Raw genomic sequence first — 15,971 nt, forward strand, 5'->3', positions numbered from 1 at the left:
ATCACTCACACGAGCGCTGACTAGCTCTGTGGTTCGCCTTTCTTGCGCTTGACCGAGATCAAGAAGATCGCCACGCCAGCGACGAGCACGATCGCGACGGCGCTGCCGAGGAGCACGAGGGTGCTGGCGTCGACGAGCGCACCGGAGTTCGATCCGTCGTCCACGGCATCCTCGGAACTTCCCGACGACGCCGGGGGAGTGCTGCCCCCTTCAAGTGAACCGCCGCCGCACGCCGGTGGCGCCTCCAGAGCATCAGAGAGCACCTGATCAGCATCCGGTTGCCAGGTGAAACTGATTTCGTCTGACACGGTGTGGCCGTCGGCTGACACCAGTTGCCAGAGCACCCGGTACTCACCAGGCTCACCGAGAGCCGCCGTCGTCGAGAGCGACTCGTCGCGGATGCTGACGCAACCGTCTCCGTAATAGCGACCGTCAGCATCCAAGATCTGAATCGCAAAACCACCGCCGTCCCCGGCTAGATCAAGCAGGGTGTCGTTGGTGGTCACAGAGAACTCTTCCGGCAGCGCAGTGAGCGTTTCGCCCTCGAGCGGTGTGCTGTCAACCAGGTAATTGTGCGCAGATGCCGGCCCGGACGTGGGCGCGGCCACGAGCAGCACTAAGGATACAAGCGTGGCCGCGCTTAACGCGGCGCCGATCTGGATAATTCGACGCATAGCGATGACTACTTTGAGGCGGGACGACGGAACGCGAAGGCCGCAACGAGAGCACCGAGACCAGCTACGAGGCCCGCGATTCCGAGCCCGCGAGCAACAGGGTCCCCGCTGGAGGAATCAGCGGCCGAGTCGTCGTGAGAGTCGTCCATAGCGTGGTCGTCGCCGTGAGCGTCATCGTCTGCGGCGCTGTCGCCATGGTGATCCATCGGGGCATCGTTGACGTAAAGCACGGGAGCAGGCTTTTCGGCTCCCTCTTCTGTTTCACTCCAACTCACTACCGAACCATCGGTGTACGTCTGGTCCGCCGTGAGAACAACGCTGCCGACATCCGGAACCGGTCCGAGCGAGATGGGAAGCAGTAGCAGCGCGCCATCGCCGAGCTCTGAGCCAGCCTGAGCGGTCCACACGATCGAGGTCACCGCTTCGGTGATCTCACTTTCGCCCACCATGACAGGCTCGGGTAGTTCGCTGCGGACGAGCTCTGCGTCCCATCCGGGAACGGGAACGAAACGTACGCTCGTGAATGGTGTGTCTGTCGGGAGGTTGAGCTGAACGCGATTGGTCTTCTCGGTGTCTGATTCGTTTGGAACCTTGACCGTGATGAGAGCGTAACTTCCAGCCTCGGACTGCCCAGGGTCGATAGTGACGTGAGCCATAGCGGCGAGAGGAGCGGCGACGGCGAGTGCTGCGCCTGCGGAGAGGGCGAGGGCAGCTTTAGTGAAGTTTTTCATTAGTTTCTTTCTCAAAAAAGTCGCGAAGGTGCGACGGATACGGGGATGCTGTGCGGCACTATTAGGCCGCGGCGAGAGACGCTGGAGGTCCCCGATATCGAGTGATTGAGAGGAAACGCGCCGCGAGCTCCGCAACTGGCTCTGCGCGTGGTGCCAGACGGAACTCCAGTACCGGAGTCGCCGCGAGGGTGAGGGAGGAGAAAAGACGCGCCAAGAGAATGCGCGCCGTGTCGAGCAAGCCCCAGAACGCGACTTCGGCGTATCGGAAGGCAACGATCGTCACGACAGCAGCGACGATGTGCGAAAGCGACATCACCGAATCAGCGGATTGCGCAACCGAACTGAAATCGAAGCTCATGGCTGCCATGTCGTGCTTGGCGATGCCGGTAGGCGTCAGCATTGAGCTGAAAAGCACGTGGTACATCGCTTGGCTGGCGAGAATAGCGATGCTCAGTCGGGTGAACGAAACAGTGCGCCCGGCGAGCAATGTGCAGATCGTGATCGAGAGTACGAGGGAGACGCCCATGCCGAACAGCGATGGCGTAACGCCACCGGCGAACTGATGAGAGAACGCCGCCGTAAAGGTGGCGAAGAAAGCCGCAACGCTGCCACGAAGCGCACGCATCGCACGAGTGTGCATGGGGCTCCTTTCGTGGCGGTAGCGAACCCGTCAAGCCTAGTTCGTTTGAGTCGCACTGATGGAATCGTGGATGTCGTGCGCGCACCCTTCCTTCGACTCGCCGAAACGCCGCCAGTAATGGTGACGGAGACTGAACGAATATCGGGTTAGGCTCATTGCCAAGGTATTTACTCAAGGAGAGGAACCGGCATGGCCCGAATTGGGGAAAGCGCGGACCTGCTCAAGTGTTCCTTCTGCGGCAAGAGCCAAAAGCAGGTACAGCAATTGATTGCCGGTCCGGGTGTCTATATCTGCGATGAGTGCGTAGATCTGTGCAACGAGATTATTGAAGAGCGTCTTGCTGAAGCTGGGGAAGAGCCATCGAGCGAGTTCGATCTGCCTAAGCCACGCGAAATCTACGACTTCCTTGAGGAATACGTCATCGGCCAAGAGGCAGCCAAGCGCTCGCTCTCCGTCGCCGTCTACAACCACTACAAGCGCGTTCGTGCTCGCAGCACCATCACTTCGGCCGATGCCGTGATCGACGACGTCGAAATTGCCAAGTCAAACATTCTGCTCATCGGTCCCACCGGTTGCGGCAAGACCTACCTCGCTCAGACGTTGGCCAAGCGCCTCAACGTTCCTTTCGCTGTTGCGGATGCCACCGCGCTTACCGAAGCCGGCTACGTCGGTGAGGATGTCGAGAACATCCTCCTCAAGCTCCTGCAGGCTGCCGACTACGACGTCAAGCGCGCCGAGACCGGCATCATCTACATCGATGAGATCGACAAGATCGCTCGTAAGGCGGAGAACCCCTCCATCACGCGCGACGTGTCGGGTGAGGGAGTTCAGCAGGCTCTATTGAAAATTCTCGAGGGTACTGTCGCATCGGTACCGCCGCAGGGTGGTCGCAAGCACCCTCACCAAGAGTTCATTCAGATCGATACGACCAACGTTCTGTTCATCGTTGCTGGCGCGTTCGCGGGGCTCGAAGAGATCATCTCCAACCGTGCCGGAAAAAAGGGCATTGGCTTCGGAGCGCCACTGCACAGCAAGGGCGACGATGTGAACCTCTTTGGTGAGGTTCTTCCTGAAGACCTTCACAAGTTTGGTCTCATTCCTGAATTCATCGGGCGATTGCCGGTAGTCACTACGGTCACCCAGCTCGACCAGGTTGCCCTCATGGACATTTTGACCACGCCGAAGAATGCTCTCGTTCGTCAGTATCAGCGCATGTTCGAGTTGGACGGTGTCGAGCTTGAGTTCGATAGAGAAGCCCTCGAATCGATTGCCGACCTTGCGGTGCTTCGCCAGACGGGTGCCCGCGGATTGCGTGCCATTCTGGAAGAAGTTCTCGGGCCGATCATGTTCGACGTCCCCTCCGACGAGACCGTTGGTCGCGTCATCGTGACCAAGGCTGCCGTTCTCGAGAACGCAGCGCCCACAATCGTTCCTCGTAAGCCATTGCGTGCGGAGAAGTCCGCGTAGCGGCCCACGTCGACGCAGTCGCCCACTACAGAGCGCAGAAGCCTTCGGGCGTCTGCGCTCTGTGGCGTTGTAGAGCGCCGAAGTGATAGTCCTGAGGGCGATCGCGCCGGGCAAGCTCACTGCAACCAGATTCGGGTAAGGCTGAGATGGGATCGCCCTCAGGACATCGTGCTAGGTGACGTCTAAGTGTGAAGGGGCGCGACTAATGCGACCGGCACTATTGTGCCCGACCAGAGGGCATTAGCGAAAGGTTTTCACCAATTTTTGTGGGTCGAGCACAACAATCCATCAACTGCTGTGCTTTTCCTAGGAGCTTCAGGCTATGCGTTCAGTTCTCGCGTGGCTTTAACTACAGTGCGGACGTCAATTTCGGTGAGATCGACGCCCGCACCCGCTGGTGGTGATTAGTTGAGGCCGCGACGCTTCAGCAGGGGCTGAAGCTCGGCGTCACGTCCACGGAAGTCCCGAAATGCTTCGAGCGGGTTCTTTGACCCGCCGACGCCGAGCAGCCGCGAACGGAAGCGGTCGCCGTTTTCGCGGGTGAGTCCGCCGTTCTCGGTGAACCATTCGACGGTGTCGGCATCCAATACTTCACTCCAAATGTAGGAGTAGTAGCCCGCGTCGTAGGCGGAGTTCGCGAAGATGTGCTGAAAGTATGTGCTGGAGTAGCGGGGAGGCACGGCGGGGTTGTCGAGACCGACTTCGGTCAACGCTTGCGCTTCAAAAGCTGCGACATCCGTAACCTCGTCGGTAACACCGATGCGGTGCCAGGCCTGGTCGATCAGGGCAGCAGCGAGATACTCGCTCGTGAGGAAGCCCTCGTTGAAGGCGGCGCTGGCCTGGATGCGCTCCACGATCTCGCGAGGCATGGGCTCGCCCGTCTCGTAGTGCTTGGCATAGTTGTCGAGAACCTCGGGCCAGAGCATCCACATTTCGTTTACTTGGCTGGGGAACTCGACAAAGTCGCGATAGGTGTTGGTGCCCGAGAACTTGGGGTACGTGACGCGGGCAAAGAGTCCGTGCAGCGCATGCCCGAACTCGTGGAACAGGGTATTGACCTCGTCGTAGGTCAGCAGTGTGGGTTCACCTGCGGCCGGCTTCGGCACATTGAGGTTGTTTGTGACAATCACCGGATGCCCGAGTAGGTCCGACTGCGAGATGAGCGAGTTCATCCAGGCGCCGCCGCGCTTGGAATCGCGCGTGTAGAGGTCGAGGGTATAAAGGCCGACCTCGCTGCCATCCTCGTTCGTGACTTCGAAGACTCGCACGTCGGGGTGGTACGCCGGCAAGTCACGGCGTTCGGTGAAAGTGACGCCATAGAGTTTGGTGGCCGCGAAGAACACTCCGTCGCGCAGCACGCGCTCCGCTTCGAAGTAGGGGCGCATCTGGGCGGTGTCGACGTTGTACTGCTCGGCGCGTACTTTTTCGGCGTAGTACGCCCAGTCGGCCGCGGACACCTCGGTGCCGGCGAGCTTCTCTAGAGCCGCGTGCTCAGCACGAGCGTTGCGCGCTGCGGCAGGAGCAAGCTTGCCGAGCATGTCAGCGACCCGCTGCGGGTTTTGTGCGGTCTCATCGGCCGTTACCCAGGCGGCGTGACTTTCGAAGCCTAAGAGCGCCGCACGTTGCGAACGAACCTTTGCGATCTCAAGCACGAGCTCGCGGTTGTCGAACTCTCCGCCTCGGATGCCGCGCGAACGTGACGCCGCCATAACCCGGCCACGAACATCCGCATTCTTCAAAACGGAGAGGTGCGGCTGGTTCGTGGGGAGGATGAGCGTGATGAGGTACTTGCCGGTGAGCCCGCGATCATGCGCGGCGCTGGCCGCCGCCGAAATCTCGGAGGCGTCAAGGCCGTCGAGCTCGTCGATGCTGTCCACCACGACGGCGAGGTCGTTGGTATCGGCGAGCAAGTTCTTCTCGAACTTGGTCGTGAGGGTCGAGAGGCGCGAGTTGTAGTCACGCAGGGTCGCTTTGGCCTCGTCGGAGAGGCCAGCACCGGCAAGCGTGAACTCGGTGAAGTAACGCTCGACGAGGTAGCGGGCTTCGGCATCCAGCTCAGTGGAGTCGAGACCGTCGCGGATGCTGCGGATGCGTTCGTAGAGGGCACTGTTGAGGCTGATGGCGTCGTTGTGCGCGGCAAGTTGGGGAGCGATGACCTCTTCGAGAGCATCCGAGGCTGCATCGCCATCGGCGGACGTTTTGTTGAAGAAGACTGTCGCGACCCGGTTGAGAAGCTGACCGCTCTTTTCGAGCGGGATCATGGTGTTCTCGAAGCTGGGCGTTTCAGCCTGAGAGGTGATCGCGTCGATTTCGGCGAGTTGCTCGGCCATGCCTTTTTCGAACGCGGGAGCGTAGTGCTCGTCTTCGATGTCGGCAAAGGGTGGCATGCCGAAGGGCAGCGTGCTGGGCTCAAAGAAAGGATTGGTCATTCTTCTACCCTATTCTCGGAAGATGACGAGCGAGCGATATACCCACGGCCATCATGAGAGTGTGTTGAAATCGCACACGTGGCGCACGATCGCCAACTCAGCCGCGTATCTTGAACCGCACCTCGAGTCGGGGCTCTCGTTGCTTGATATCGGCTGCGGGCCGGGCACGATCACAGCGGAGTTTGCCGAACGACTGGCCCCGGGCCGCGTTGTCGGTGTGGATGCTGCTGCCGCAGCGATAGAAAAAGCTTCGGCTTTCACCGCGGTGAACTTGGGTTTTGTCGTGGGCGACGCGTATGCGCTGCCGTTCGATGACAACAGTTTCGATCTCGTGCACGCGCATCAGACTCTGCAACATTTGGGCGATCCGGTCGCGGCTCTTGTGGAGATGAGGCGTGTGGCTAAGCCGGGTGGACTCATTGCGGTGCGCGATGTGGACTATGCGGGCACTATTTGTTTCCCTGAACTGCCGGGGCTGAAGGTCTGGGCTGATGTCTATGACGCTGTGCATCGCAGTAATGGGGGAGAGCCGAATGCTGGCCGCCGTTTGAAGGCGTGGGCGATGAAGGCAGGTTTGGTCGATGTTGTGACGTCGGCTTCGATCTGGAATTTTTCTGATGAGACTGACCGTGAGTGGTGGGGCAGTATGTGGGAGGCGCGGGTGTTGGAGTCGGCCTTCGCCGCGGACGCTCTGAGCAAGTCGCTGGCCACGCAAGAGGTACTGCAGCAGATCAGCAGCGCGTGGCGTGAGTGGGCGGATTCGCCTGAGGGGTGGATGGCGATGCCGCATGGCGAGATTGTGGCGCGCGTTTAGGGAGAGCGTTTGCTGCGGATTGCTGTGGGCCTTAGCAGCCGATGCCGGTGGGGTTCGCGTTGCAGTCTTGATCAACGAGGACGGTGGTGGCGTGGCCTGCGGTGGCGGTCAGTGGCGGGGCGACGATAGTGAGGGTTCCGACAACGTTTTGCCAGCTACTGCCGGCTACCCGATATTCGGCGGCGTAGGTCACGGCGAGGGTGATGGTGTAGTCACCGGGGGCGTCGTAGACGTGGCTGGTGGGGGTGGGATCGAATTCGGCGATCCGGTATTTGGCCCAGGTTCTGCCGGGGTTGCTAGTGCTAGCGGTACTGCCATCGCCGTAGTCCCAGTCGTAACCGATCGGGGTGAAGCGCACTTGGGCGGTGCCACCGAAAAGAGTGCCATCAACGATATGGGTGGATGTGTTGGCGTAAAAGTTGGTGTCGAGGCCGACGATCATCCACTGGTTGGGTTGCATCGCTGCGGTCGGAGGTTGCGGGCGGAACGTGGCGATGTCTGAAATCGTGATCGGTCCGGTGGCCCCATCAGCGTCCTCGGCCGGGGGAGTCCACGGCACGCACTCAAGGCGCTGGATATCGCACCACGCTTCTTCGACGGTGGGCGGGGAAGCATCAACGGGAATGTATGCCGCGCCGTCAGTCTCATGGCCGGAGTCGTAGTCCCCGCCGACGAAGCCATCTGACTCTCGAACGCCTTCGACTTCAATGGCTTGACCAGAAGTGTCGATTCCGGCGAGTAGGTCATCTTCATCGACGCCCGACTGGAAAAGGAGGGAAGCCGCCGCTAGCGAGGTGCTAATCAAAAACGCCAACGCGTTCGTCCGTTGTCTCAACAATGTGGGTCAGTCCAGACGTCACGCTCGGACACTCGTAGTTTTTGATCGGTATCGTCGAAATCGAAGGTGACTTCCAGCCGAACCCGGGCTTGGCGATCCGTTTTCACCAACGAGTCCCCTTTCGAATCGAGGAGGTCTACTTCCGAGACGTCATGACATACGTAGATCGTAATAATCTCAACGTTTCCGCCACCCCACGAATAGCGTTGCAAGACTGCGGAGTCAAACGTCGCATCTCCAACGCTCGTTTTGCCTTCTGCTCCAAATTCTTTATACGACTCCAAGGTACGGGCTGCGAAATCGCCAGTTGTGATTGCTTCGATACGTTCCGGCGAGGCCCCGCCTTCATTGAGTATCAGGTTCGAGATGTCCACGAACTCGCCATAGGCCTCTTCAGCCGCGGCAAGTGCTTCTTCGTCGGTCGCGTACGGCGCGACGAAGGTGGAGGTCGGCTGCGGTGGGGTGGTTTCAGAAGGCACGCAGCCGCCCAGCGAGACTATGAGGAGCGCACTAAGCGAGAGCGTGACGAGGGTCGGAAGCCGCATATATCGACGCTAAGCGTCACGCGGATACGAGGCGCTCAACTATCCACAGCGATGCGCGCGGTGTCGGGCCGAGAGACGTGATTGCCCGCTCCGCGTTGATGAGTGCGAGCGCACTAACGCGGAGCGGGCCACAGATACCGTTGTCTACGAAACGGGTTCTTCGACGGTGACGGTGCCATCCGCACGTTGGCGCACGACGGTGCCGTCGTCGAGTTCGGCGACAGGACGCGATTCAAGCCAGGTGAGCGTCCAACGCCACGCGCTTGTATCAAGGGGGGCGACATCCGCTTCAACACCAGCGATCGCCTCGCGCATTGCTGCGCCGAGGCGTTCGGGTACGTCGCCGCCGACCGGCCATCGAGTGCCGAGCTGCATTAAACGTTCTTTTCGTACAGGATCCATGACGTGCGGTCAGCGACCTTGTCGTAGAGAGCCTTAGCGCTGTCGTTTTCCTTGTTGGTGATCCAGCGGAGCTTTCCGCCGCCATCTTCTGCCGCACGAGCAGCGATGTCGTCGATGATCGTTCCGGCAACTCCGGCACCGCGGTGCTCGGGGTCGACGTACAGGTCATCCATGAACCAGCCCCAGGAGGCGGTGAAAGTGTCGGGCAGGCGGCGGTACAGGCCAAACGCGGCGACTGCGCCCGGAGTGGGACGGCCTTCGGGGGCCACGGCAACAACAGCGTTGAGCTGTGCCGAGTCATCCATGAGCCATTCCCAAACGCCCTGAACGATTTCATCGGTGAACTCAGTGTCGTAGAACACTCCGTACTTTACGAAGTGTGCTTTCCACTGGTCAAAATCGTCTTGCTGAATGTCGCGAACTGTGTACGAAGGCTTCTCTGGATTCGTCATTTATTCAACAATACGCGGTTTTGGGGTTCGACGCCGCGCTGCCGCAGCGACGACGCCGAACCCCCACTCGAACTCTAGGCAGACGCCTCAGGTGCAGCTTCCACCAGAACGATGTCGCGAACCTCGATCTCCTCGGCTTCCACAATCGTCAGATCGTGGATGCGGCCGACAGCCTTCAGATCGTCAATAGCGGCAGCAATCAGGGCTGGTCCCGCGAGGGTAGCCGAGGTTACTTCCGTCTTTTGCGATGCCTTCGCGTCGGTCTTGGCGCGACGGATCGTGATGAGTGCCTGGCTGACCGCGTGGAACAGACCGCTCGGCTCAGCAGTGACGCCGAGCTCGTCGGCGGTGGGCCACGATGCCGAGTGAACCGAGGTGTCGTGCGTCCAACGCCAGACCTCTTCGGTAGCGAACGGCAGGTACGGTGCGAAGAGGCGCAGGAACACGTCAATCGCAGTGTGCAGGGCACGGTTCGCGCTTGCTTGGGCTCCGGGGGTTCCGGCTCCGTAGGCGCGCTCCTTGACGAGTTCGAGATAGTCGTCGCAGAAGGTCCAGAAGAACTTCTCGGTGACTTCGAGCGCCTTGGCGTGATCGAAGTTCTCCAGCGCCGTGGTGGCCTGGTCGACAACCGACGCGAGCTCAGCAAGCATCTCCAAGTCGAGAGCCTCGGTAACTACTGCACCGGAATCCGTTGCCGCAGCAGCGGGAGCCGGGAACGAGTACACGAACTTCGAGGCGTTCAAGACCTTGATCGCGAGTCGGCGACCGATCTTGATCTGCTTCGGGTTCTGCGGGTCAAAGGCCGCGTCGGTTCCGAGGCGGCTGGATGCTGCCCAGTAGCGAACGGCATCCGAACCGTGGTCATCGAGCATGCCCTTAGGTGTCACAACGTTGCCCTTGGACTTGGACATCTTCTTGCGGTCGGGGTCAACGATGAAGCCGGAGATACCGGCGTTCTTCCACGGCACCGTTCCGTGCTCAAGTTCCGAACGCAGAGCGGTCGAGAACAACCAGGTGCGAATGATGTCTTGGCCCTGGCTGCGCAGCGAGTACGGGAAGACCACGTTGAACAGCTCGGGGTCGGTCTCCCAACCTCCGGCGATCTGCGGGGTCAGCGACGACGTTGCCCAGGTGTCCATGATGTCGAGTTCGCCCTCGAAGCCACCCGGAACACCACGCTGGTCTTCTGTGTAACCGGGAGCGGTATCCGACGAAGGATCGATCGGAAGCGAGTCTTCACTCGGAACGATCGGCGACCCCTTTTCGCCATTGGCGTCGAGCTCGTACCAGACGGGAATCGGAACGCCGAAGAAGCGCTGGCGCGAAATGAGCCAGTCGCCCGTGAGGCCACCAACCCAGTTGTCGTAGCGAACACGCATGTGGTCGGGGGTGAAGTTGATCTGCTGGCCGGCGTCGAGAAGGCGGCTGCGCAGCTTCTCATCGCGCGCACCATTGCTGATGTACCACTGGCGCGTGGAAATGATCTCGAGGGGCTTGTCGCCCTTCTCGAAGAACTTGACCTGGTGCTGGATCGGCTTAGCGTCACCGATCATTTCACCGGAGGCCTTCAAGAGCTCGACCATGGCGGCCTTTGCGCTGAAGACCGTCTTGCCTGCAAGCTCGGCGTAGGCAGCCTGAGCGGCGTCGCCCACGATGACATCGGGAGCGTCAGCGATGATGCGGCCGTCGGCACCGATGATGGTGCGGTTCGGCAGGTCAAGCTCGCGCCACCAGACAACGTCAGTGACGTCACCGAACGTACAAATCATGGCGATTCCCGAACCCTTGTCTTGCTGAGCCAAGTGGTGGGCCAGAATCGGAACCTCAACGCCAAAGATCGGCGTCTTCACCATCGTGCCGAAGAGGTGCTTGTATCGCTCGTCATCGGGGTGAGCCACGAGAGCAACACAGGCAGGCAAAAGTTCGGGGCGCGTCGTCTCGATGTGGATGTCGTCGCCATCCGCCTTGTGGAAAGCCAAGCGGTGGTACGCGGCAGGCTGCTCTTTGTCTTCGAGCTCGGCCTGCGCAACGGCAGTGCGGAACGTGATGTCCCACAGGGTGGGAGCATCCGCCTGGTACGCCTCGCCACGCTCAAGGTTGCGCAAGAACGCACGCTGGGCGGCACGCTGAGCGTCGTCGCCAATGGTGCGATAGGTGAGGTTCCAGTCAACGCTCAAACCAAGCTGGCGCCAGAGGTCTTCGAACTGCTTTTCGTCTTCGGCCGTCAACGTCTCGCACAGCTCAACGAAGTTGCGACGCGAGATCGGTAGCTGGGCTGCAGCCTTCGTCGACTTGCCTTCGCCACCCTGCTGAGGAGGTACGAAACTCTCGTCGTAGGGGAGCGTGGGGTCGCAACGTACGCCGTAATAGTTCTGAACCCGACGCTCGGTGGGCAGACCATTGTCATCCCACCCCATCGGGTAGAAAATCTCCTTGCCACGCATGCGCTGGAAGCGAGTGACCAAGTCCATGTGGGTGTAGCTGAAGACGTGGCCAATGTGCAGGCTTCCGGATGCCGTTGGCGGGGGAGTATCGACCGAGAATACGCAGTCAGAACCATCGGTGAGCGCCTTCTGGCGATCGAACCGGTACGTACCTTCGTTCTCCCAGACGGAAGCCCACTTGTCTTCGAGGCCTTCTAGGGCGGGCTTTTCGGGAACGCTCGACGACATTATTTCTCCGGTTCGATATGTGCGGCACCGAGTCAAAGAAGAGGTGCCTGAGTGTGAGTGGTGCTCCCCATCGTAACGGACGACGGCGCTCGTGGACTGTGTGCTCGATCGCCGTTCTCGGGGGCAGAGAGCACACCGTCGATGGCACGCTGCACGAACGGCTCGAGGCGACCCCGTTGTGGTCCCGCCTGCGCCCACTCTTGCGCAGCCGCGACCACACACGCGATCAGCGCATAGGCCTGAGCGCGAGCCGTGGCCGGCTCGGTACCGTGACGCTGGGCGAACCCCGTCAATAGTCGGGCCTGCGTCGCGAAACGGCTCATGGCTGACGCCTGCAATTCCGCCGCACTACCGATCAAGTCGTACTGCGTGAGGATGAACGGAACATGCTGCGACTCCACCGGGGCGACAGCGGCAAGCATGGCTGCACGGATGGCGTGGCTCGCGTCGGCAGGCGGCGCCGGCTGGTCAGCCAACGCTGCCTTCAGTCGCTCGGTAGCGGCATCCAGCTCGACCCAAAAGACTTCGCCCTTAGCGTCGAAATAGTTGAAGAACGTGTTGCGGCTGACGCCCGCACGGGTGGCGATCTGATCGACCGTGGTGCCGGTGTAACCGTTCTCGATAAACAGCTCGAAGGCAGACTCTTGGAGGAGTTCGCGAGAGGCAGCCGGCGGGCGACCACGAGTGGCAGAGCGGGAGTGTGTCACGCGATCATCCTCTCACTCGTGGCAGAGCAGACAGAAGCGACTGCGTGTACGGATGCCGAGGGTTCGTGAAGATTTCAGCTGTCTCGCCCGTCTCCACGATGCGGCCCTCGGTGATCACGGCCACGCGATCGCTCATGTGGTGAATCACTCCGAGGTCGTGGGAGATGAAGAGGTAGCTGAGGTGAAGGTGGCGCTGCAGTTCGTCGAGCAGATTCAGCACGCGGGCCTGAGTCGAAACATCCAGAGACGACACCGGCTCGTCGCACAGAATCGTCTGCGGGCCCGGGGCGAGGGCACGCGCAATGGCTACCCGCTGGCGTTGGCCGCCCGACAAATGCAGCGGACGACGGTTCTTGAGCGCCGGCGGCAAGCCCACCGCGTCGAGAAGTTCGGCCGTTGTCGTCAATGAACGGCGAGTGTCGGATGCTCGCGCGCTGAGGGCATCGTTCAGGATGCGCTCGACGCTCAGCCGCGGATCGAACGAGCTCAAGGCATCCTGGTAGATCGCGCCCAGGGTAGGACGAAGTGGGCGGCGCTCGTGGGCACTCAGCGAACCCCACTCGTGGCCAGCGAGCAACACCTCGCCGCTGTCGGCAGTCTCGAGCCCCAGAGCGATGCGCGCGATCGTGGTCTTGCCGGAGCCTGATTGGCCGACCAAGCCCAGCGTCGTGCCGGCACTGAGGGAGAGGGAGACCGCGTCGAGAGCCTGAATGGGGGCGCCGTGGGGTGTCGGGTAGCGGCGAGAGACGGATCGGAGTTCGAGGGCGGGAGGTGCTGCGGAATCGGCGCTCGCCGCGGTCGTGGCGTGATTTGACGTGGTCACGGCGGAAACCGTGCCGGCGACCGGGGCTGCGACCGCGACAGGTTCTGGGGAAGCCTCAACGACAGTTCTGAGATCGGGCTTGGTGTCCTCCGGCAATGTCAGCGGAACGCCGCGCGGAACATCCACGGGGATCGCGGCGAGCAACTGTTGTGTCGGCAGTGCTGTCGGCGCTCGCAGCAGGGCGTTTGTCTCACCCGTCTCCACGATGCGGCCCTCGCTCATGACGGCAACGCGATCAGCAACGCGTGACACCACTGCCAGATCGTGGGTGATGAGGATCATGGCGGTGCCGTTGTTGCGCAACGACGACAGCAGCTCGAGCACGCGCGCTTGCACCGTGACATCGAGAGCGGTCGTGGGTTCGTCGGCGATGATCAGGGCAGGGCCTGCCGCGATTCCGGCAGCGATAAGGGCGCGTTGGCGCAGTCCGCCCGAGAGTTCGCCCGAACGTTGGCGGGCTCGCAGTGCCGGATCGGGAATGCCCACGGCATCCAGCAGTTCCAGCACACGGGCCTGCCGCTCGCGTTGGCTGAGGGAGGTGTGTAGCCGCAGCACATCATCGATCTCACGCCCGACCGGGCGCAGCGGGTCGAGCGACACGAGCGCATCCTGCAACACCAGCCCAATGGATGCTCCGCGAATGCTTCGCCACCGTCGAGCACCGGGTGCCGGAAGGCTTTCTCCCGCCAGACTCAACTCGCTGAAGCTCACGTGGGCTCCGGCGGGCGCAAGCCCGAGCAGGGAACGGGCCGTGACGCTCTTCCCCGAACCCGACTCTCCGACAATCGCGAGGCATTCGCCAGCGGCGACCTCGAAGCTCACGTTGTTGACGGCCGGTCGGGCGGCGCGGTCGAAGTGCACGCTGAGGTTGCTCACGCGCAGGAGCGGGGTGGCGGTCATCCGCGGGCCTCCTGGCGGGTGCGGGCGTTGAGGGCGCGCCCGAGCACGGTAAACGATGCGGCGGTCGCGACGATGGCGAGACCGGGGAAGACCGTGAGCCACCAGGCGACATCGATGTAGGTGCGGCCGCTGGAGAGCATCGCGCCCCATTCGGCGGCGGGCGGGGCGACACCGAGCCCGAGAAAGCCGAGCGAGGACGCCCACACGATGGCCTGACCAACGCCAAGGGTGCCGAGCACAAAGATCGGCGAGAGTGCGCCGGGCAGAATGTGTTGCCACACGACGCGCGCCCGCGAATGGCCGAGAACGGTCGCTGCCTCCACGTAGCTGGCGTTGCGCACACTGCGCAGTTGGCTGCGGATGATGCGGGCGTAGCCGGGCGCGGTTGAGAGACCCACTGCCACGGTCGAGGTGACCACTCCGGGTCCGGCGATCGCGATGAAGACGAGCGCGAGCAGTAGGCCGGGAAGAGCAAACATGACCTCAACGATGCGGGTGCTGACAAAGTCGCCGAGTCTGCTGCCGAGCCCGCCTAGGAGCCCGAGAACGAGCGCAAGGCCGAGCCCGACCGCGGTGGCGGCGATTCCGATGAGGAGGGAGTTTCCGGCGCCGAAAACGACGCGGGTGTAGACATCGCGACCGGACTCGTCGGTGCCGAAGAAATGGGCAGCCGATGGTGACTGGAACGCTTCGGCAGGGGCAACGGCATCCGGGTCAGCGGTCGTCATGAGCTGCGGTGCGAGAGCAGCAGTCAGAATAAGTGCAAGCACGGCGAGAGCGATCATGACGCCCGTGTTGCGAAGCCACCCGTAGCGGCCCCGGATGCCGGGAGCGCGCCCCGCAGGCTGCGAGAGCCGGCCAGCCAAGATCTCGGTCATCGTGCTGCCACCTCCGTTACGCGAGGATCCACGATGCGGTCGACGACATCCGTTGCGATCGTGACGACGATGAAGGTGAGTGCCGAGAGGAGGGCGACGGCGGTCACGACGGGAATGTCGCGGATGGTGACGGCACTGAGGAGGGTTCTGCCGAGGCCCGGCCGGGCAAAGATCGTCTCGACCACCACGGCGCCGCTGAGCAGCGAGCCGAAGGCCCAGCCGGAGAGGGAGATACCGGGAAGGGCTGCGTGGCGCAGCACGTGACGCAGGCGCACACCCCATTCGCTTTCGCCGCGAGCCCGGGCGGAAAGCACGAAGGGCTGTTCGTAGGCGTTGGCCAACGACTCCCGCATGACCTGGCCGAGGAAGCCGGTGAGGGGGAGAGTGAGCGTTAGTACGGGCAGAACAAGACCGAGGGGGCCGGGGACGCTAATCGGGGGAAACCAATGCAACGTATTGCTCAGCAGAATGATGAGCAGCGACGCCAACCAGAAGTGGGGAACGGCAGCGGCCAGCAATTCGAGTCCCGAGCCGACTGCCCGCGAGACGCGTCCGCGACCGCTCGTCGCCAAGGTAAGGGCAAGCGCGCCGAGCCAGGCGACCACAAGCGAAGCAATCGTGAGCACGAGCGTCGACCACAGTTGCGTCAGCACATAGGGAGCCACTGCCACCTTGAGGGCGTATGACGTGCCGAAGTCGGCGACCGCGAGCTTGCCCATCGCCAGAAAATACTGAATGATCAGCGGCTGGTCGAGGCCATACTCGGCGCGAATCTGGGCCACGGCTTCGGCGGACGCTTGAGAACCGGGGCCGCCCAGAATTGCATCCACCGGATCGCCGGGAATCAACCGCAGCGCAAAGAAAATGACGGTCGCGACAGCCCACAAAACAAATACGCCGCCGCCCACCCGGCGCGCGATCCACCCCAGCGACCGCAATCGCGTCGCTGGGGTGGAGGCACCCGCTACTGCATGAGCGTCAGTCGAAACCGTCACAGAG

Annotated in this window: 15 protein-coding genes; 2 read left to right on the forward strand and 13 right to left on the reverse strand. The window is 62.0% G+C overall.

What is annotated here, in order from left to right; translation table 11 throughout:
* Positions 1 to 20: 20 nt before the first annotated feature.
* The 3 genes from ACR3YK_RS10335 to ACR3YK_RS10345 form a co-directional block, all read right to left on the reverse strand.
* The gene (locus tag ACR3YK_RS10335; RefSeq protein ID WP_486174791.1) at positions 21 to 674 is read right to left on the reverse strand and encodes a copper resistance CopC family protein; all 654 of its coding nucleotides are present in this window, start codon (positions 672 to 674) and stop codon (positions 21 to 23) included.
* An 8-nt stretch (positions 675 to 682) separates the two neighbouring features.
* Positions 683 to 1,405, reverse strand: a complete 723-nt coding sequence (locus tag ACR3YK_RS10340; protein WP_486174792.1) for a YcnI family copper-binding membrane protein — start codon at positions 1,403 to 1,405, stop codon at positions 683 to 685.
* A gap of 61 nt (positions 1,406 to 1,466) precedes the next feature.
* The gene (locus ACR3YK_RS10345; protein WP_486174793.1) at positions 1,467 to 2,045 is read right to left on the reverse strand and encodes a hypothetical protein; all 579 of its coding nucleotides are present in this window, start codon (positions 2,043 to 2,045) and stop codon (positions 1,467 to 1,469) included.
* Between the two features lie 189 nt (positions 2,046 to 2,234).
* Here ACR3YK_RS10345 and clpX point away from each other — a divergent pair, with 189 nt between their 5' ends.
* Positions 2,235 to 3,512, forward strand: a complete 1,278-nt coding sequence (gene clpX, locus ACR3YK_RS10350; RefSeq protein ID WP_486174794.1) for an ATP-dependent Clp protease ATP-binding subunit ClpX — start codon at positions 2,235 to 2,237, stop codon at positions 3,510 to 3,512.
* A 404-nt stretch (positions 3,513 to 3,916) separates the two neighbouring features.
* Here clpX and ACR3YK_RS10355 read toward each other — a convergent pair whose 3' ends face one another.
* The gene (locus ACR3YK_RS10355; protein ID WP_486174795.1) at positions 3,917 to 5,941 is read right to left on the reverse strand and encodes a M3 family metallopeptidase; all 2,025 of its coding nucleotides are present in this window, start codon (positions 5,939 to 5,941) and stop codon (positions 3,917 to 3,919) included.
* Between the two features lie 22 nt (positions 5,942 to 5,963).
* Here ACR3YK_RS10355 and ACR3YK_RS10360 point away from each other — a divergent pair, with 22 nt between their 5' ends.
* The gene (locus ACR3YK_RS10360) at positions 5,964 to 6,755 is read left to right on the forward strand and encodes a class I SAM-dependent methyltransferase (protein WP_486174796.1); all 792 of its coding nucleotides are present in this window, start codon (positions 5,964 to 5,966) and stop codon (positions 6,753 to 6,755) included.
* Positions 6,756 to 6,786: 31 nt separating this feature from the next.
* On the opposite strand, the gene ACR3YK_RS10365 is transcribed toward ACR3YK_RS10360, so the two are convergent.
* From ACR3YK_RS10365 to ACR3YK_RS10405, 9 genes are all read right to left on the reverse strand, one after another.
* Positions 6,787 to 7,569, reverse strand: coding sequence for a PKD domain-containing protein (locus ACR3YK_RS10365; RefSeq protein WP_486174797.1), 783 nt, complete (start codon positions 7,567 to 7,569; stop codon positions 6,787 to 6,789).
* A 17-nt stretch (positions 7,570 to 7,586) separates the two neighbouring features.
* Positions 7,587 to 8,138, reverse strand: a complete 552-nt coding sequence (locus tag ACR3YK_RS10370) for a hypothetical protein (protein ID WP_486174798.1) — start codon at positions 8,136 to 8,138, stop codon at positions 7,587 to 7,589.
* 144 nt (positions 8,139 to 8,282) lie between these two features.
* A complete protein-coding gene (locus ACR3YK_RS10375) occupies positions 8,283 to 8,513 on the reverse strand; it encodes a hypothetical protein (RefSeq protein ID WP_486174799.1) in 231 nt (76 codons plus the stop codon).
* Entirely contained in the window at positions 8,513 to 8,992 is a 480-nt protein-coding gene (locus tag ACR3YK_RS10380) for a GNAT family N-acetyltransferase (protein ID WP_486174800.1), read from the reverse strand. Before ACR3YK_RS10380 ends, ACR3YK_RS10375 begins: the two co-directional genes overlap by 1 nt.
* Positions 8,993 to 9,066: 74 nt before the next feature.
* Positions 9,067 to 11,664, reverse strand: coding sequence for a valine--tRNA ligase (valS, locus tag ACR3YK_RS10385; protein ID WP_486174801.1), 2,598 nt, complete (start codon positions 11,662 to 11,664; stop codon positions 9,067 to 9,069).
* A 32-nt stretch (positions 11,665 to 11,696) separates the two neighbouring features.
* Positions 11,697 to 12,371, reverse strand: a complete 675-nt coding sequence (locus ACR3YK_RS10390) for a TetR/AcrR family transcriptional regulator (RefSeq protein ID WP_486174802.1) — start codon at positions 12,369 to 12,371, stop codon at positions 11,697 to 11,699.
* A 4-nt stretch (positions 12,372 to 12,375) separates the two neighbouring features.
* Positions 12,376 to 14,094, reverse strand: a complete 1,719-nt coding sequence (locus tag ACR3YK_RS10395) for a dipeptide ABC transporter ATP-binding protein (RefSeq protein WP_486174803.1) — start codon at positions 14,092 to 14,094, stop codon at positions 12,376 to 12,378.
* On the reverse strand, positions 14,091 to 14,972 hold the full coding sequence (locus ACR3YK_RS10400; RefSeq protein WP_486174804.1) for an ABC transporter permease: 882 nt from the start codon (positions 14,970 to 14,972) through the stop codon (positions 14,091 to 14,093). Before ACR3YK_RS10400 ends, ACR3YK_RS10395 begins: the two co-directional genes overlap by 4 nt.
* On the reverse strand, positions 14,969 to 15,967 hold the full coding sequence (locus ACR3YK_RS10405) for an ABC transporter permease (RefSeq protein ID WP_486174805.1): 999 nt from the start codon (positions 15,965 to 15,967) through the stop codon (positions 14,969 to 14,971). The genes ACR3YK_RS10400 and ACR3YK_RS10405 overlap by 4 nt, the downstream gene beginning before the upstream one ends.
* Positions 15,968 to 15,971: the final 4 nt, after the last annotated feature.

It is taken from the genome of Salinibacterium sp. 10G20-15 (assembly GCF_057365065.1).